The sequence below is a fragment of the Leptospira wolffii serovar Khorat str. Khorat-H2 genome (assembly GCF_000306115.2).
GTDB classification, from domain to species: Bacteria; Spirochaetota; Leptospiria; order Leptospirales; family Leptospiraceae; genus Leptospira_B; species Leptospira_B wolffii.
On the sequence record NZ_AKWX02000012.1, the window covers coordinates 1 to 18,173 of the forward strand.

Annotated in this window: 13 protein-coding genes and 7 pseudogenes; 19 read left to right on the top strand and 1 reads right to left on the bottom strand. The window is 40.5% G+C overall.

All coding sequences use genetic code 11. The annotated features are described in order from the left end of the window. The 3 genes and pseudogenes from LEP1GSC061_RS09010 to LEP1GSC061_RS09020 form a co-directional block, all read left to right on the top strand. Positions 1–835: pseudogene (locus tag LEP1GSC061_RS09010) on the top strand (RHS repeat-associated core domain-containing protein); the annotation flags it as partial. A 664-nt stretch (positions 836–1,499) separates the two neighbouring features. Next, positions 1,500–1,712, top strand: a complete 213-nt coding sequence (locus LEP1GSC061_RS09015) for a DUF7336 domain-containing protein (RefSeq protein ID WP_040508328.1) — start codon at positions 1,500–1,502, stop codon at positions 1,710–1,712. Next, positions 1,699–2,001 carry a hypothetical protein gene (locus LEP1GSC061_RS09020; RefSeq protein WP_084680490.1) on the top strand — a complete coding sequence of 101 codons (303 nt, stop codon included), beginning with the start codon at positions 1,699–1,701 and terminating at the stop codon, positions 1,999–2,001. The genes LEP1GSC061_RS09015 and LEP1GSC061_RS09020 overlap by 14 nt, the downstream gene beginning before the upstream one ends. A gap of 71 nt (positions 2,002–2,072) precedes the next feature. Here LEP1GSC061_RS09020 and LEP1GSC061_RS09025 read toward each other — a convergent pair whose 3' ends face one another. Further along, positions 2,073–3,221, bottom strand: coding sequence for an IS3 family transposase (locus LEP1GSC061_RS09025; protein ID WP_084680491.1), 1,149 nt, complete (start codon positions 3,219–3,221; stop codon positions 2,073–2,075). 395 nt (positions 3,222–3,616) lie between these two features. Between LEP1GSC061_RS09025 and LEP1GSC061_RS21845 the strand changes: the two are divergent. The 16 genes and pseudogenes from LEP1GSC061_RS21845 to LEP1GSC061_RS09125 form a co-directional block, all read left to right on the top strand. Beyond that, positions 3,617–4,078 (top strand): annotated as a pseudogene (locus tag LEP1GSC061_RS21845) (RHS repeat-associated core domain-containing protein); the annotation flags it as partial. Positions 4,079–4,165: 87 nt separating this feature from the next. Next, the gene (locus tag LEP1GSC061_RS21465; protein ID WP_415751832.1) at positions 4,166–4,732 is read left to right on the top strand and encodes a M23 family metallopeptidase; all 567 of its coding nucleotides are present in this window, start codon (positions 4,166–4,168) and stop codon (positions 4,730–4,732) included. After that, positions 4,701–5,165 (top strand): hypothetical protein, encoded by a 465-nt coding sequence (locus tag LEP1GSC061_RS09040; protein WP_040508336.1) that lies wholly within the window; start codon positions 4,701–4,703, stop codon positions 5,163–5,165. The genes LEP1GSC061_RS21465 and LEP1GSC061_RS09040 overlap by 32 nt, the downstream gene beginning before the upstream one ends. Positions 5,166–6,257: 1,092 nt before the next feature. Further along, positions 6,258–6,437: pseudogene (locus LEP1GSC061_RS22120) on the top strand (RHS repeat-associated core domain-containing protein); the annotation flags it as partial. 1,008 nt (positions 6,438–7,445) lie between these two features. After that, positions 7,446–7,598, top strand: a pseudogene (locus LEP1GSC061_RS21855) (transposase); the annotation flags it as partial. A 377-nt stretch (positions 7,599–7,975) separates the two neighbouring features. Then, positions 7,976–8,425: pseudogene (locus LEP1GSC061_RS09065) on the top strand (RHS repeat-associated core domain-containing protein); the annotation flags it as partial. A 1,599-nt stretch (positions 8,426–10,024) separates the two neighbouring features. Beyond that, positions 10,025–10,213, top strand: a pseudogene (locus LEP1GSC061_RS22000) (RHS repeat-associated core domain-containing protein); the annotation flags it as partial. A gap of 318 nt (positions 10,214–10,531) precedes the next feature. Beyond that, entirely contained in the window at positions 10,532–10,939 is a 408-nt protein-coding gene (locus LEP1GSC061_RS21865; RefSeq protein WP_016545318.1) for a hypothetical protein, read from the top strand. 10 nt (positions 10,940–10,949) lie between these two features. Further along, the gene (locus LEP1GSC061_RS09080) at positions 10,950–11,498 is read left to right on the top strand and encodes a hypothetical protein (RefSeq protein WP_156844529.1); all 549 of its coding nucleotides are present in this window, start codon (positions 10,950–10,952) and stop codon (positions 11,496–11,498) included. A 556-nt stretch (positions 11,499–12,054) separates the two neighbouring features. Continuing rightward, positions 12,055–12,231, top strand: a pseudogene (locus tag LEP1GSC061_RS21110) (RHS repeat-associated core domain-containing protein); the annotation flags it as partial. A gap of 565 nt (positions 12,232–12,796) precedes the next feature. Next, complete coding sequence (locus LEP1GSC061_RS09095; protein WP_156844530.1) at positions 12,797–13,333, top strand: HEAT repeat domain-containing protein; 537 nt, start codon at positions 12,797–12,799, stop codon at positions 13,331–13,333. 106 nt (positions 13,334–13,439) lie between these two features. Continuing rightward, complete coding sequence (locus tag LEP1GSC061_RS09100) at positions 13,440–14,048, top strand: DUF4291 domain-containing protein (RefSeq protein WP_040508349.1); 609 nt, start codon at positions 13,440–13,442, stop codon at positions 14,046–14,048. Between the two features lie 534 nt (positions 14,049–14,582). Continuing rightward, positions 14,583–15,827, top strand: coding sequence for an RHS repeat domain-containing protein (locus LEP1GSC061_RS21115; protein ID WP_016545197.1), 1,245 nt, complete (start codon positions 14,583–14,585; stop codon positions 15,825–15,827). A 4-nt stretch (positions 15,828–15,831) separates the two neighbouring features. Then, positions 15,832–16,467 carry a hypothetical protein gene (locus LEP1GSC061_RS09115; protein ID WP_040508353.1) on the top strand — a complete coding sequence of 212 codons (636 nt, stop codon included), beginning with the start codon at positions 15,832–15,834 and terminating at the stop codon, positions 16,465–16,467. A gap of 552 nt (positions 16,468–17,019) precedes the next feature. After that, a complete protein-coding gene (locus LEP1GSC061_RS21870; protein WP_232218420.1) occupies positions 17,020–17,847 on the top strand; it encodes an RHS repeat-associated core domain-containing protein in 828 nt (275 codons plus the stop codon). Then, complete coding sequence (locus tag LEP1GSC061_RS09125) at positions 17,844–18,104, top strand: hypothetical protein (RefSeq protein WP_040508355.1); 261 nt, start codon at positions 17,844–17,846, stop codon at positions 18,102–18,104. Before LEP1GSC061_RS21870 ends, LEP1GSC061_RS09125 begins: the two co-directional genes overlap by 4 nt. Positions 18,105–18,173: the final 69 nt, after the last annotated feature.

Here is an 18,173-nt window from a genome sequence, read left to right on the forward strand (position 1 = left end):
TTTTACCAAAACCTTCCGCCAAAGTTTCTCTTATGCCAAGAATGGGAACTTACTTGCTAAACGAAATCATAACTTTAACGACAACACGGTCACGGATGAGTGGAATTACCAATATGTAAACCACCAGGTCACCCATATCGATTCCACCCAGAGTGGGAACGACAGGCTCGTCATGAATTACGACGCCTCCGGAAATATGACTCGCCAGAGAGACAATTCCAAGGATCTGACAAAACAGATCACGATCGATTCCGAAAATAGAATCTTCCAGGTCCAGGATGCACTCGGTGCGACTGTAGGAAGATATTGGTACGACGAAGGAGGCTTCCGGGTCCGCAAACTCGCGGTCGTTCCTTCCTGAGCCGGTTCCAGAAACCAAGAAGTCCTCTACCCGAGCAAATTCTACGGTCTAGAATACTTAGAAGAAGAAAACGTATTACGTTCTATTAATAATATCTATCTGAACGGTGTCCGGATAGCCGCCCTGAACGAAGAGGGAACCACCGCCTACTTCCTCACGGACCAAGTGGATTCCGTGGCCCATGTCCTGGACGAGAACGGTCACACTCTCAGTCGTATGCAATACGAGCCGTATGGGGAGACGCTCGTTCAGAGAGGAAATCTGGACTTTGTTCCCAAGTACAATTCCCAGGAGTTGGACCGAGAGACCAATTTCTATTTTTATAATGCAAGATATTATGATCCGCAAATTGCGAGATTCACGAGTGCGGATACGGTTGTTCCCGAAACGGGATTAGTCAGCCAAAGTTGGAACCGCTTTTCTTACGTAGCGGGGAATCCGATCCGGTACAAGGATCCGACGGGGCATCTTATAAATTCACCTGGAACAAAAACGTATATTCCACCATCTACAAAATCTGAGCCTTCTACGACAAAAACTTCGGTTATTGATAAGCCGGAAGTATCTTCGCCTTCAAAGGCTGTTCCGAAAAGACTTAGTCCGAATATACCAAAGAGGCCGCCGACGGTTCCAAAGGTAGCACCTAAATGGGGCAGTCCAAAAGGAGGCGGAGGGCTTGCGGGAACTTTAGTTACGTTTGGGCTCTTTGCATTGGCAGAGCACTTTTTTGGGCCACAAAATTCTGATAGTAATCCTCGTATAGATACGCTGGTAATGCAATATCCAGATGGAGTTCCTCTTGGCTCTAAAGGAAAGATTGGATTTGATATACCGGATACTTCTGAACCGAAAGAATATAAGACGCCTAAAAAAGGATCAGGAAAAGAGCGTGCTAGCGATGTTCCCGGATGGGCCAAGGGAAAAAGACCTTATAAAGGAGAAAGTGGCGAGGCATATGCAGATCGTCTGTTGAGGGAACAGTATGGAGAAGATGCAGAATATAAGAAAGGCGCAGGGACTGAGTTTAATAAGATAAAAAAGCATGGTGATAGAGGGTATGAATAGTATACATAAAAATAAGATTTGTACTTTTGAAATCTTTCTGTTATCTTTGTTTAGGTAGGGGAATTGGAGATATATGGTCGTTTTTGAGTTACTACACTACTATGAGCGAGATGACAATGAAGAGGATTGGAAGCGGTTGGGGGTGTTTTCTACTGAAGAAAAAGTGGAAGATGCGATGAATCATTATTTAAACCTGCCTGGTTTTCGTGATCATCAGAATGGTTTTCATATAAATAGAATAGAAATAGATAATTTGGAATGGACATCTGGGTTTGTTAGAGTATAAAGTATTTATTAAGAATAGGAACGATATTTATGCTAATGGAATTTATCAATGCTATTTTGAGTTTGAATTGAAGGACAGGATAAGTATGGTCGTTTTTGAATTACTCCATATTTATGAACCGGACGGTAAAGAAGAGCAAAAATGTTTAGGTTTTTTTTCTACCGAGCAAAAAGCGAAAGATGCGATACAATTTTATTTAGATTTGCCAGGATTTCGTGATCATCGCGACGGATTTCGGATTAATGAAGTGAAAATGGATCACCTCGAGTGGACAAAAGGATTTATTTAAGTATAGTATAATGTCTGCTCAATGATAGTATTCACCTGACACTAGCCTAGTTACGTTTTAGTGGACACCTTTTAAGCCGCTTTTTCTTCAAATTCAACGGGACTCACGTATCCTAAAAAAGAATGTAATCTTCGTCTATTATAATAAACTTCTATATAATCAAAAACTGTTGCTTGGGCTTCTTCTAATCTATAGAAATAGTTATACTTCATCTCTCTCTTAAGAGTGCTAAAGAAAGATTCTGAGACTGCATTGTCCCAGCAATTTCCTTTTCGACTATTGCTCCTTCTAATTCTGTTCGACATTAGAAGTTGTCGGGTTTCTTTAGAACAATAGTTTGATCCTCGATCCGAATGAAAGATGAGGCCTTTCGGTGGATTTCTAAGTTCAATCCCCCTCAAGAGAGCGGACTTAACTAAATCCGAGTCGTTACGAAGACCTAAAGACCAGCCGACCACTCTTCGAGAATATAGATCTAAAACAACACAAAGATAAAGCCAACCCAGAGAAGAACGAAGATAGGTTACGTCCGATACCCAGACCTCATTCATTGAAGCTCTCTTAAAGTTTCTAACAACTAAATCAGGGGCAATACCTTTAGAGTGCCTGGAATCTGTCGTGAACGGTCTAAATCTTTTCTCTTGCTTTCCCTTTATTCCGCAAAGTTTCATTACTTTTCGAACTGAACGGGCTCCATAGTTAGGATATACTTTCTTCACTTCCCGAAATAATCTAAGAAATCCGTAATTCTGATCGTTATCTTTCCAAGTATCATAGATGAATTTCAAAAACTTAGGATCATACTTCTCGATTGCGGTCTTTCTTCGTTTTACAAATTCATAAAATCCAGATCGAGATACATTGAATAAGCTGGCCATGCTTTTAACAGAGAACAATCTCCTGTTGTTCTCCATGAACTCTAATCGAGATTTTGTTCCTTCGAAAGCATGGCTGAATACTTTTTTTAAGATCGCATTCTCCTCCCTGAGGCGGTGAACTTCTTTACGAAGTTTCTTCAATTCTTCGTTCTCTTTCAGTTGCTTGTCTGTCGGGGGATTTTGTTCTTCTGACTTCTTCACGTATTCAGCCTTCCATTGACGCAATACAAAGTAGCTGATTCCTAACGACTCTGCTACTTCTTTTATCGTAAAAGAACCGGACAATGTCCGTTTTACTGCTTGTTCTTTAAACTCTGGAGAGTATTTTCCTGTCCTACTCATATTCACCTTTACCTCATTTTGAGCAAAAAAGGTGTCCGATTTTATGTGACTAGGCTACACTTCTTCACTTCCCCTCCCCGGGAACAGAACTTCCATTCCACCCATCGTAAAAATTCCCTCCCGTATTAGGTGGAGGAAAACCAGTTCCACAAAAAAAATCCCTATCACAAATCCCAAATATTCTAACCAGAAATTCTCTCGCCTTCGTTTGTAGGAGCTCCTACAGAGCTTTTCGTTAATTTGCAGTTTGCTGATACAGGGCAATTTGATGCACGTGCGTATAGCTGCTCCCTTGGGTCCGGGCATCGAAGTCGGTAAATCTCCCGGCGAGGGGGTAGCGTAAGACGCGATTGAGCGTCTGCAGCGAGGGGGAAACTTCCCCCTCCTTAATAGGCTATAAGAACCAAGAGATCCTGTATCCGAGCAAATTCTACGGCTTAGAATACAACGACGAAACGAATCTCCTTAGCTCGATCAATAACGTTTACTTAAACGGTGTCCGGATCGCAGCCTTGAACGAAGAGGGAACTACCGCCTACTTCCTGACGGACCAAGTGGACTCTGTGGCGCATGTCTTGGACGACGAGGCGCATACTCTTTCACGGACCCAGTACGAACCGTACTGAGAAACGCTGGTCCAAAGGGGCAATCTGGACTTTGCTCCCAAATACAATTCGCAGGAGCTGGATCGAGAAACCAATTTCTATTTTTATAATGCTAGATATTACGATCCGCAGATTGCGAGATTTACGAGTGCGGATACGGTGATTGATGGGGCGAGGAGTACTCAGGGTTGGAATCGATTCTCGTATGTGGCAGGGAATCCGATCCGGTACAAGGATCCTACGGGGCATGAATGGTTTAGCGATATTAGCGAAAAAGAAAAAGATTCAGGAAAGTTTCTCAAAGTTGCCTACGAAGATGGCGAAAAGCAGCAAACGCTTGTGAAATTTACTAATAATCCGGCAAAAGATTTAAAAACAAATGGTTTAGGGAAATCTAAGGCTATCTTTAAGAATGGAGAAATGAATAATAAGAGCTATAACGTGGTTGGTTGGACAAATCCCGCCAAAAAATTAGATAGGCCATCCACAGGTTCGAATCCTATGGTTTCCAGCAATTACGGTAATCGTATGCACCCGATAAAGAAGATCATTCAATTTCATGAAGGTATTGACATTCTTGAATTAGATGATAAGGGAAATAATATTAGTGCCGGTGCCGCCGTTAAGGCAATGGGGGCAGGTATGGTGGTTCGTATTGAGCAAAATAATGCTGTTAGAGGAAATGCGGTTGCGATCGATTACGGCGATGGGCGACAAGTTGTAAGTATGCATTTTGATGGGATAAGTTCAAACCTGCAAGTCGGCGGATTTGTTAATCAAAATCAACTTATTGGTGGGCAAGGAAAAACTGGTGGTGTTACCGGCGTTCATTTACATGCTGAGTATAAGAAAGATGGGGCGTTGATGAATTTAAATGACCTTATTAAAGATGACCAAAAGTATTAAGACAAATGTTGCTATATATTTTAGCTTAATAATATTTTCTTGCTCAATCAGTGCAAAGAATCAGCATCGCGATAGAGATGAGCGGATGTTGCTTGAAATGTTGGATGGTTGGGAAATGCTGGATAGTAACAGCATAGATATAAATAGGGATGGACAAAGAGATTTAATTTTTCTATTAACGGACACAAAGGTAATCCTTCTATTAGTCGCCGAAAAAATGCAATACGGAAATTCTTGGCGTTTTGTTGTTCTTGATTCCATGTCCGCTGAAAAAGTCACTGTTTACATTTTGAAACATACCGCATTCAAGTCTTATAAAAATGTGGCAATAGCAATCCTAAAGGATGGGATAGCATATGGCCCATCTGGCTCGGATGATTTTTTTGACCGATTTCAGTGGGACGATAAGTTGCAAAATTATCGAAAATACTAGATAGAGGAGTAAATGGTATATTTCAAAAAATTAAGTGACTTTATTTCATGAATGAAAGGATAATTTGTATCTGTCAGGCGCAAGTTAACGAATCGTAACCAATGGATTTAGCAAAAAGATTTAAGATATTTTACTGGTTTTGTTTTTTTGTACAAGTATCGCGTTCATGCTTTTAGCTATTGGATTTCTTTTCCCGGAAGAAAGTGCCGGAATAGCGCTACTCGATAATGAGCTAATCCTTGTTCTTCCTTTAACTCAGTTGTTTAGTATGACTGGATGTATGTTAATCCAAAGATTCCACAAAGGTTCTTTAAACTTATCGACAATAATCGCCCTTTATATTCTTAGTGGAATTCTTTACTATTTTTTTTTGTTATTCTTAGGATACTTTGTATTTCCTTTCTTAATATTTTTTATTCCTATTAATCTATTTTATTATGTTAAATATTCATTATATATACTTAAGAGATGATCTCTCCTCAATTCTCTTTGTATAAAATGAGCCTTTCTGTCGCAGGAGGCAGCTCAGAAGTCCCCGCCGTCGGTATACAATAGTGCATAATGTTGGCGCGCAATCTTTCGTCCTGCCCCTCTCTTAACGCAGAATCTTTCCCTACACCCAACAAATCTGATTTTTTAGGGTATTTTAACAAGATACAACTTCCATCGAACCGAGATGGAATCCTACCCTCATAGGCCTTATCCTGAGTGGATATACAAGTTAGAGTATCGCGTAGGAGCTCCAACAAACTCATAAATACAGCGCGCGTGTTTAACGCATATTCTTCAAACTGACCGCTTTATGCGGCCTGACTCGATTTAAAACGCAACATTCCAAATCTGTAAGACCGCTTCTTCACTTAATTCATTTACCCCCCGCGTTGCAACCCGAGGCAATTCTACGCGCGTGCGTCAAACTGGCCCTTCCCAAACGACAACCATCAATATCATTCGCCTGCGTTGAATTTACAAGAGCGTATCGGGTCCGGGCTTCGAAGCGATTGTATTTCCCGGCGAGGGGGTAGCGAAATCCGCCAGCGGCGGATGTAGCGAGGGGGAGACGTCCCCCTACTGTCCTCCGTCCTCAGACTTCAGTCCTCTGACAGAGAGACCAATTTCTATTTTTATAATGCTAGGTATTACGATCCGCAGATTGCTAGGTTCACGAGTGCGGATACGGTGATTGATGGGGCGAGGAGCACTCAGGGTTGGAACCGGTTCTCGTATGTGGCTGGGAATCCGATTGGGGCGAAGGATCCAACAGGGCATGAGGGAGAGATAAAAAATGCTTTTAGCTATGTTGTTCGCCCAGGGAATCAGTTGAAAAATATTACGAATAAATTAAATACAAGTTTAAAAACAAATTTCAATGTATATCAAGTTGCTCGTGCTAACGGTATCAAAAACCCGAATCTAATTAAAGTCGGACAAAGGATTAATATACCTATATTGAATAAAGGAGTTGATCGTAGAAGTTCAATTTTAAACGATTCTGCTTCTATATTCAATATTGCTGGAAATAATCGAGTAAGTGGAAAATCACCTGCATACGAATTGGGTTTCTTCTCAGAAGTTAAGGGCAATGCTAATACAATTGCAAGCATTGCATCAAAGAAAGGTATCGACAAAGATCTCATTAACGCGATAATGTATATGGAAACTACCCATGGTTATTATGATCGACTTGATCCAACTAATAAATCGATTAGGCCAATGAATATTCACTATAAATACTGGGGCAAGAATAGATCTGACATGGAGATCGCTGAGAAAAATATTGAATTTGGAGCAGGATTGCTGAAATCTATTCAACAAAGACTTCAGGAACCGACCGTGGAAAAAGCAGCAACTTTATATAACAACATGTCAGCTGATGAAGTATCTGAATATGGAGCACAAGTCGGTCGAATTTATAGGGAGAAAACATGGTCTTCAGAATAATTGTTTTTTTAATCAATATACTCCTTCCTTTAACTTTGGTCTATGTGGCACTCGACCATAATCCTCAAGGAGAATATATTTCGGCAGCAGAAGGTCTCAACTACATAGGGGTTGGGTGGATTTATATTAATGGTTTATTCTTTTGTTCTTTTACTACGTTATGTCTTTGGGGTATACGGAAGCTTTATTTTTTTACTACTAAAAAATAAGATGAAAAAATTATTGTAAGTAACCTTTTGGGAATTCTCCCATGAATGGATACGTTGACCTAGCCCCCGAATTTAGGTCCATTAAGAATGGTGGAAATCCTCGAAAGTGAGAATAAACTTGGAGGAAAATATGAAGAAGCGATTTAACGAAGACCAAATCCATAAGATTCTCAAGGAATCGGAGTCAGGAGTATCAACTCCCGACGTATGCCGGAAATACGGAATCAGTGCGAATACATTTTACAGATGGCGTTCCAAATATGGAGGAATGGAACTCAACGATTTGATGTACAATGTTAGTATTCACCTTACACTTCTCCTGAACGCTTGTTCTAAATTTCCTTTTGGCGGACCTCCGATTCTTCTGTCTTAATGCCCTCAATGAAGACTTGAAATGGAGTTTTTCCATTCCGCCCATGAAAAAATCCCTATTACAAATCCGAAATTTTTCAACCGGAAATTCTCACCTCCTGCGTTTGTAGGAATTTTTACAAAGCTTTCCGTTGATTTGTGGTTTGTTGTTGCGGAGGACAATTTGACGCATATGCGTATAGCCCTTGCATTGGGTCCGGGCTTCGGAGCTAGTAAATTCCCGGCGAGGGGGTAGCGAAAGACGCGAGTAACGCGGCTGTAGCGTGGGGGAGACCTCCCCCTGCATCGCTCTACCCGAGCAAATTCTACGGTCTAGAATACTTAGAAGAAGAAAACGTATTACGTTCTATTAATAATATCTATCTGAACGGTGTCCGGATAGCCGCCCTGAACGAAGAGGGAACCACCGCCTACTTCCTCACGGACCAAGTGGATTCCGTGGCCCATGTCCTGGATGAAGGGGCCCATACTCTTTCACGAACCCAATACGAACCTTACGGAGAGACTCTGGTTCAGAGGGGAAACCTAGACTTCGCTCCCAAATACAATTCGCAGGAGCTGGACCGAGAAACCAATTTCTATTTTTACAATGCTCGCTATTACGATCCACAGATTGCTAGATTTACGAGTGCGGATACTGTAATCGATGGGGCAAGAAGCACACAGGGCTGGAATCGGTTCTCGTACGTAGCAGGGAATCCGATCCGGTACAAGGATCCGACGGGGCATGAGGTTCTTCAAATCGGTTTAAAAGCCGAATGGACACCTATATTCCTTGGTATGGCACTAAATTATAGTTTGTTGTGGGTTCATAATGAAAAAAATGGTGATACTGAATTTTATTTAGGAAAAGGATACACTTACACAGTAGGCCTCAGAGCAGATGCTGGATTAGACGTAAATAATTATTCTTCCGATACATATGAAGATTGGAACAATACTCATTGGTATTCGGCTTCTGGAGATGCAGGGCTTGTTGGCGCAGGCGTTATTGCTGGCGAAAAAAATAATGAATATAATGAAGGTGGCTTTAACTACAGTTTGGGCGTAGGCCTGGGCGGAAGTGTTGGATTGCCGCGAGGGGAATCAAATTATGAATTAATTGGAAAGTTTACTCAAAAAGAATTTAAGGATAAGTTCGAAAGCATTAAGGGTCGGGCAATGCAAGTCAAAAATGATTTTACAAAGAAGATTTCTGCTAAAGCGAGTAAACTCGATCAGAAAATTAAGAGCATTTTTGGAGGCAAGCAAAACAAAAAAATGATTAACTCAAACGCAAATCGAACAACCGCGAGTTCTAACACTCTTTCGAATAATGGAAAGACTACTTCTTCTCAGCGTAATGGAGTAAATAATAATTTTCTTCTAAGCAGAAAGATGAGTATTCTCGGGAACAAACCTGCCATAGGAAAATAAAGGGTCTAAAAATGATAGATTGCACTGTTTTGAAAATTGTGATCTTTCTTAGTTCACTATTAGTAATTTTTCTGACTTGGGCTTTTCTACTCTATTACTTATTGAAAGCAAAACGAGCTTTAGTAGAACGAGGTTTTCGGAATTTAAGTCTTATGAGTGTGAGGAAAATACATGAGATAGTGATTCTTTCAAAAGGCAACTTTGATAATTATAAAATATTGCAAAGAATCTACAGAATTTATCTTATTGAAATTGCAATTGTCGTTCTATTTTTAATTAAAGTAGCTGGAATCGAAATGATTTTTCCATGAAATGCATTCGCAGTGCGATGCACATAGTAGAGGCCATGCACCTGATGTTTTTTATAAAATAAATTGACTAAACTGCTGAAGTTTGGCTCCTTTCTCTTGCATAAATAATTCGAAAGAACGCTAGTTCTTGGCAATACCTTAAGCTAACTCAGCCAACCTCAGATAAATCCTTATGCATCAGCTTTTCGCTTGTGTAATATCCCAAGCAAGCACACGAGAAGTTCATAATTAGGAAACTCCAAATCGTTTCCTAATTATGAAAAATAACTCAAAGTCTTCAGCCGGAAACAGTAATTCTGTACCCGATCAGAAAAATACCTACCAAAAAATCTTCTTATCACAAATTCAAAATTTTGCAATTGGAAAATTGGATCTCTTTACTCAGTAGGAACTCCAACACGCACGATTGGAACTTTCATCCACGGTTGTTCCGATGGCGATTTAACGAACCTTCGCAAAAGCGCCCTTACATAAAAAGTCTTTGAACCAGTATCGAAGATTTCTCTCACATACAATACATCGGGTCCGGGGTTCGGAGCTAGTAAGTTCCCGGAGAGGGGGTAGCGAAATCCGCCAGCGGCGGAGGTAGCGAGGGGGAGACCTCCCCCTACTGTCCTCCGTCCTCAGGCTTCAGTCCTCTGACAGAGAGACCAATTTCTATTTTTATAATGCTAGGTATTACGATCCGCAGATTGCGAGATTTACGAGTGCGGATACGGTTGTTCCCGAAACGGGATTAGTCAGCCAAAGTTGGAACCGCTTTTCTTACGTAGCGGGGAATCCGGTCCGGTACAAGGATCCGACGGGGCATGAGGAGAAAACTTTTGGAGATTCTGTAAAGGGATTCTTTAAGGGAGCCGCAACTAGATACGGACAAGATTTAGCAGCCTCGACTTTTCCGGGTATTGTTAAATCTAATATTGATTTTGCTAGATCGTTACCAGGGCTTGCTAATAAAGCAGCAGGATTTGGGAAGCAATTCTATTCGGCTTACAAAAGCAATAAAGTAGGGGAATTTTTAAACAATAAAGCGAACAATGCTTGGAATTCTACAAAAGCAGCCGGCTTTAAGGCGTTAGATCATGCAGTAAAGAATCCTGGCGAAACTCTGGGTCATTTGACAGTAGGCGCTGCTGAGGGAGGAGCTGGCGGATGGAAGGCCCTTGCGGGAAAAAGGAATACTTCCTGGTTTAGTGGAATTTCAAAGAAGAACCCAGTAGTAATTATCGGCGAAACGATGGGGCGCGTTGAAAAAGTTGCTGATGAATTAGCTTCTCAAGGGTACAAAGTGCAGACCTATGATCCAATAAAAAAGAGATCAAGCCCAGGAAATATTGACCTCTTAGACATTGAGGCAAATCGATCATGGTTAAAATACTGGACATCAAAGAAGAATGCAACCGTTGTAGACATTGGAATAGATTCAGGACGATCTGTTAGGAGCCCATTTTATTCGCTTGAAAATAGAAGTGTATATAAGAATTGGGAATACAAAAATGTTCTTCAACATGATCCGGGATTTTGAATTTACTTTTATGGACGATATTGAAGAAGTCGCTACTCGACGCTTTGCGAATGCTGTAAAAAATGAAACTCGACAATATTTGAGTAAGTTTAATTTGCATCTAAAAAGTGAATCTTTTTTTAAAATGGGCAACGACTCACATTATGAACTAAAATATATTGGGCTCGTAGGTGTGATATTTACATATTATTTGTTTGATTCAACGATTGGTGTCGCCATCGTTCAGCTAAGTAATGGTGAGCTTCCTGAAAAATATTCTTTCATGAAGAAGAAGAACTACTTTCCGGCAATAACCTTAAGTGCTTTAATTGAATATAAGCTTAATAAAAAATTTGACGACCCACTTCCAAATCCCGGGCCTTTTGCAAATTCGATAAAGAGTACCCTTTTAAAAAGGCAGTCAATACTTAAAGATCGCTTAGAAGAAATAGTAAAATTCTATATTTCGAATCTTGCCGTTTATGCCAACGATTTGCTTTGTGGAGATACGGCGTTCTTTTTGCCAGTCCAGGAACAATATACTTCTAAAGTTAAGCGGGAATATTCATGGTTTAAATAATCTCACGCTCATAATAGCGCCCTATTGACTGCTCCATTATTCATAATATTTACTAAAGAGTAATATAAAGACAAGCCGAAACATAATTTTGTATTATGAAGATTTTTGCGCAACTGGATTTCTGTACAGAACTAGTATTCACCTGACACTTCTTCTGAACGCTTGTTCTAATTTTCTGCTTGGTCGATCTCCAATTTTTCTGTCTTAATGCCCTCGATGAAGACTTGAAAAAGAGTTCTTCCACCCATCGTAAAAGGTCCTGCTAACGTTGGGCGATGGCGGGTAAAAACCGGTTCCACGAAAAAAAAACCTGTCACAAATCCGAAATTTTCCAAGTAGAAATTCTCACTTTCTGCGTTTGTAGGAATTCTTACAAAGCTCTCCGTTGATTTGCGGTTTGTTGTTGCGGAAGACAATTTGACGCATATGCGTATAGCCCTTCCTTGGGTCCGGGCTCCGAAGCGATTGTATTTCCCGGAGAAGGGGTAGCGAAATCCGCCAGCGGCGGATGTAGCGAGGGGGAGACTTCCCCCTACTGTCGTCCGTCCTCAGACTTCAGTCCTCTGACAGAGAGACCAATTTCTATTTTTATAATGCTAGGTATTACGATCCCCAGATTGCGAGATTTACGAGTGCGGATACAGTTATTGATGGAGCACGTAGCACGCAGGGTTGGAATCGGTTCTCGTATGTGGCTGGGAATCCGATTAAGTATAAGGATCCGGCGGGGCATTGTGAACTTGCTTGTGCGGGGATCCTAACTATTACCGCTGCTGACGTCTTCTTTGGAACTGCTATGGTCGCGACTATAGCTAAAGTTGTTTACGATAATCGTCCTTCTGTGCGAACTATGCCAAGGGATGATACTCAGCCACGTGCAATTCCAGTCGCTGATTCAATTCCGGATGATAAGCAGAGAAAATTACCGCCGGAAATTTACTATCGTGCTATGTCGGACAAGGATTATAGTATTCTGAGACGTACTGGATTTTTGCCTCCCTTGGAAAATAAAGAGACTTCGATATCACAAACTCCTCGATATAATTCTACCCACACTGGACACTTTGTTCGATTTGAAATGAAGCCCGGGACAACAGCAAAGCTTCACGCTATTGAGACACGTGATAATCAAAAAGAGTTAGCTAATTCTTTTCCATATTCATTAATGCCAATTGGAAGACCTGGATGGTATAAGGATGATACTCGATTTAAATACGAGGGTAAACAAATTACTACGCAACTCGGAACTGGTCCAGGCATTATAATTTTTAATGCGAATATGCTGAAGTATCAGAAGATTGGCTATCGGTCTACAAGTGGAAAAAGATGAATTAGAAAAACTTATATATCGCCTTTTATCTTTTTCACCTAATCGGATAGAAAAAAGTGAATTTCTGCAAAAAGCAGGAATTGAAATAGAGGACCTTGAGGGATATATAGATGAAATGTTCAAACTGTCAATTAAGAATAGCGATGATGATGCGCTGAGTTGTGCAATGATACTTTTTCATACATTTCATTTGCCAAGAAATATTGTTAAAAAATTGTCTCCGCTTTTACGAAAAAAATGGCACAATCAACATGAGGATATAATTGATCTAATTAAGGATTCCACTTATATTAGGGGAGCTGAGGACATATATTGGGTAGCATTGCACCCACCCTCATTCAAGTATAAGCTTGATCAGGAAGTCGTGTCAGAAAAGGCAATTTACGCATTGAGTGCATTGGCTGATGAACGCTCGGTTCAGTACTTGAAAGAAATCGCAAAATCGAAGAATAAACGAATAAGAAAGAGTGCCGAGGAACGATTGAGAGAAATCGGAGAAGCATAGTAGTATTATTTACCACAGACTTTCCATAACAAATAATATTAAAAATTCCTTTTTATTTTTCTACTATAGCATAGGAAAAAAATCATTGTTAATTTGGAAACCTTATATGGAGCAAATTGAAAATTGGCCAAATTCCGGTAGGCACATTCTCGCGCAATACAGTGATGATACAATTATTATATATCAAGCCTTCCATCCTGAGATTGCAAAATTTGCAGTCTCTCATCAGAAATTTGGAGGTCCATTTTCGCTGAATCGAATGAGCTGGATTAAGCCGAACTTCCTCTGGATGATGTATCGTTGCGGGTGGGCGTCTAAAGCGGGGCAGGAGAGAGTTTTAGCAATTCGACTTCAAAGAGCCGCTTTTGAGACAATTCTTTCTCGTTCGATACCGTCTGTCTTTACTTCCAGTTTATTTAATTCGGAAGTGGAATGGCATAAAGCTGGAGTTAATTCGGATGTTAGGATTCAATGGGATCCCGACCATGACCCCTTTGGTAGACCCTTAAGTCGTAGAGCAATTCAGCTTGGGTTAAGAGGAGCAACGCTGCAGACTTACGCGAAAGAGTGGATTCTCGAAATAGAGGATATTACCGAGATTGTAATCGAAAACCGAGAACACGTTTTTAATAAGAATTTAAATAAATTAATATGCCCTTATGAACGTGTTTATGAATTAAGCGATGAGACTATTTCAAGACAAATTTATTACTAATGTAGAATGGTGAAATTTATTATCAAATACTTCGTGTGCTGGTAAATTAATAAAGAGATTCCTCTTCCTTGCTATGAAGGAAATCTACACTAAAGGTAAAAAGAATTTTCCGGAAATCCGAACACTTTAGAAAATCTAAATGCTGAGAGACGTTTTGTGCGATGATAGTATTCACCTGACACTTGTTCTGAACGCCTGTTCTAATTTTCCTCTTGGTGGACCTCCGATTCTTCTGTCTTAATACCCTCAATGAAGACTTGAAATGGAGTTTTTCCATTCCGCCCATGAAAAAATCCCTATTACAAATCCGAAATTTTTCAACCGGAAATTCTCACCTCCTGCGTTTGTAGGAATTTTTACAAAGCTTTCCGTTGATTTGTGGTTTGTTGTTGCGGAGGACAATTTGACGCATATGCGTATTGCCCTTGCATTGGGTCCGGGCTTCGAAGCGGAAGATTCCCGGAGAGGGGGTAGCGGAATAACGAGCGATTAGAAAATTCAGATTCTATAAATTATAAAGAAGGTATGCTCTTTATGAAGCGAGGGGGAGACCTCCCCCTCCTCACACAATACAACAGAAACCAAGAAGTCCTCTATCCGAGCAAATTCTACGGTCTAGAATACTTAGAAGAAGAAAACGTATTACGTTCTATTAATAATATCTATCTGAACGGTGTCCGGATAGCCGCCTTGAACGAAGAGGGAACCACCGCCTACTTCCTCACGGACCAAGTGGATTCCGTGGCCCATGTCCTGGACGAGAACGGTCACACTCTCAGTCGTATGCAATACGAGCCGTATGGGGAGACCCTCGTTCAGAGAGGAAACCTAAACTTCGCTCCCAAATACAATTCGCAGGAGCTGGACCGGGAAACCAATTTCTATTTTTATAATGCTAGGTATTACGATCCGCAGATTGCGAGATTTACGAGTGCGGATACGGTCGTTCCCGAAACGGGATTAGTCAGCCAAAGTTGGAACCGCTTTTCTTACGTAGCGGGGAATCCGATCCGGTACAAGGATCCGACGGGGCATGAGGAGAAAACTTTTGGAGATTCTGTAAAGGGATTCTTTAAGGGAGCCGCAACTAGATACGGCCAAGATTTAGCAGCCTCGACTTTTCCGGGTATTGTTAAATCTAATATTGATTTTGCTAGATCGTTACCAGGGCTTGCTAATAAAGCAGCAGGATTTGGGAAGCAATTCTATTCGGCTTACAAAAGCAATAAAGTAGGAGAATTTTTAAACAATAAAGCGAACAATGCTTGGAATTCTACAAAAGCAGCCGGCTTTAAGGCGTTAGATCATGTAGTAAAGAATCCTGGCGAAACTCTGGGTCATTTGACAGTAGGCGCTGCTGAGGGAGGAGCTGGGATTGCTAAAGCAGGAGGGAACTGGAAGAATTTTGCTAAATTGTTCGGAAAGCCAAATTCATCTACTATCGCAGATATCTCCAATGAAGCATTTATACATATCACCACTCCTAAGGATGCGTTGAAAATATTGAAATTAGGATTAGATCCTAATAGATCAGGTTATGTAACAAAATGGAAATATATTAAAGATGTCCAAAGCCCAAGCGAGTTTAATACAAAGTTATATCGAAAAGATCTTTGGCCAGGGAAAGCCGGAAAGTTCGATGATGGGGCGACGTTTCTACAAATTGACTCAAAGCCGAAATTCTTTAGTCCGAGAACAAATTGGATAGACGGAGTTCCGCAATATATAAATGAAGATTTGGTACCCGCTACAAAAATTAAATTAGTTGGAGGACTTTGAGTAAATGGAAAGGCAAATTAGAGAGATAATGAATGCTAAAGGAAATACAGATCCGATAGGACGACTAGAGACTCTCTATAAATCATTTCATTTGCTTGAGAGGCAGAAGGCGTTCATGAATGTGATTTGGGAAATGGCAAAGCACGGGGGTTCGAAGGAAAAAAGATTATCACTTGCACTTGTTGGTCATTTACACCTAGCTTCAGAGTATAAAGAAAAAATTAAGGAATGTTTAGATGAATATAAATATGGCTCGGATAGGCTCGCATTAATTGAATTATTGGATTTATGCGGATCGTTAGACGATTCGTGGGCAATAGAGTTTATTAAGTTAATTATGATGAAGTCAAAGACAAAGAACGACTGGGAAATTTACATCCTTGCGATTCGAATTTCAGTCGCAACTTCTGAATGGAGACATGCAATTCAAGATCTCTGTGAAAATATAAGCTCCCTTGATGATGAGGTCGTTGTAGATCTTTTTGCGTATATTCATTGGGTACATCCCAGTGAGTTAATCAATCGATTAACTTCAGAATTCAATCCTAAAGTGGGAAAAAAGATATTTCTCTTGAATGATGAAATTAGAAAAAGGTATGAGGAAATTTATGCGCACTTCTCTTATCAACCTGAAAATTGAAGATTCATATTTGCTTCTATCGATTTTGCTCTAAAGAAATTTAAAAGCATTAATTATCTATACAATACTAGTATTCACCTGACACTTCTTCTGAGCGCTTGTTCTAATTTTTTGCTTGGTGGACCTCCGATTCTTCTGTCTTAATGCCTTGGATAAAGACTTGAAAAAGAGTTCTTCCACCCATCGTAAAAGGTCCTGCTAACGTTGGGCGATGGCGGGTAAAAACCGGTTCCACGAAAAAAAAACCTGTCACAAATCCGAAATTTTCCAAGCAGAAATTCTCACTTTCTGCGTTTGTAGGAATTCTTACAAAGCTCTCCGTTGATTTGCGGTTTGTTGTTGCGGAGGACAATTTGACGCATATGCGTATAGCCCTTCCATTGGGTCCGGGCTTCGGAGCTAGTAAGTTCCCGGAGAGGGGGTAGCGAAATCCGCCAGCGGCGGATGTAGCGAGGGGGAGACCTCCCCCTACTGTCCTCCGTCCTCAGACTTCAGTCCTCTGACCGAGAAACCAATTTCTATTTTTATAATGCTAGGTATTACGATCCGCAGATTGCGAGATTTACGAGCGCGGATACGGTCGTTCCCGAAACGGGATTAGTCAGCCAAAGTTGGAACCGCTTTTCTTACGTAGCGGGGAATCCGGTGAGGTATAAGGATCCGACGGGGCATAAGGCTGAAGACGCTTGGAATGCTTTCATTGACCAAGAAGGTCAGTTCTTGAAAAATACAGCCGAATCGTTAAAAGGACCTGCTACTGCAGCTATGTTCGGACCCTCCGGAGTTTTGGTATGGTCGGGTATACAAACTGCTTCAGCTGCTAAAGGTGCTTATGATATGCACCAAGATGGTTGGGATGCAGCGAAATCAAAATTCTCAAAAGCTACGGTAAACTATCAAAATTTATTCAGCGAAAATGAATTCACGAGAGATGATGCGATAGGAAGGGTCAGTGGGGATGTAGTTAATACTATTACAACTGTAGCCTTGACAAGGAAAATTCCTAAAGGAGGGGAACTCCCTTCAAAAATTACAAAAACCTTCGTGAATGGTGAATACACGAGTACTATATTAACAAAGGATGCCCTTCTATATAGATATCATGGCGGAGTATCGGGAATTGCTGGACCTTTTTTGAGTTTTACTAGGTTTATAAATAGGGGTCGCGCAATAAACTCATTGGCTGTTATTCCTGAATGGGGAAACAAAATGTCAAAAGTTACTATTATGCGAGTGCCTAAAGGAACAAAAGTCTATATAGGTAAAGCGGCTTCACAACAGGCTAAAAATGGGCAAGTGTATAGTGGAGGGGGTAACCAAGTTTACATACCAAAAGTCAAAGAGTCTTGGGCAGTAAAAACTAAGGGGCTTAAAAATTGAATAAAGCAAAGAAAATACTGGGGCAAATCCATGATGAGCTTAATAAATTGCAGAATAAGGAGTATCAAATTCAGCAAGATATAGAGTTAAATAAAGAGCAGCTTCTTTTTTTGCAGAAATTGCTCGATAAAATTTCGCCTAAATTTGAATCAACTGATGTTTTTAATTTTTGTAGAGTATTGACTGATTGCAATGTTTATGGTTCAAAGATCGACAAATTATCTGATGATTTGTTTGCTTCAGTTGAAAAAACGTAAGACCAAATCAATCCGACCGTTTTTTACAGTGATGATGTTAGCCTTACATTTCGTAAGCATCTAATAAAC

Bases quoted from the DNA above. Each gene is read 5' to 3' on its own strand.
- LEP1GSC061_RS09015 (WP_040508328.1), top strand. From the start codon at position 1,500: ATGGTCGTTTTTGAGTTACTACACTACTATGAGCGAGATGACAATGAA.
- LEP1GSC061_RS09025 (WP_084680491.1), bottom strand. From the start codon at position 3,221: ATGAGTAGGACAGGAAAATACTCTCCAGAGTTTAAAGAACAAGCAGTA.
- LEP1GSC061_RS09040 (WP_040508336.1), top strand. From the start codon at position 4,701: ATGACCTTATTAAAGATGACCAAAAGTATTAAGACAAATGTTGCTATA.
- LEP1GSC061_RS09080 (WP_156844529.1), top strand. From the start codon at position 10,950: ATGGACGATATTGAAGAAGTCGCTACTCGACGCTTTGCGAATGCTGTA.
- LEP1GSC061_RS09100 (WP_040508349.1), top strand. From the start codon at position 13,440: ATGGAGCAAATTGAAAATTGGCCAAATTCCGGTAGGCACATTCTCGCG.
- LEP1GSC061_RS21115 (WP_016545197.1), top strand. From the start codon at position 14,583: ATGAAGCGAGGGGGAGACCTCCCCCTCCTCACACAATACAACAGAAAC.
- LEP1GSC061_RS09115 (WP_040508353.1), top strand. From the start codon at position 15,832: ATGGAAAGGCAAATTAGAGAGATAATGAATGCTAAAGGAAATACAGAT.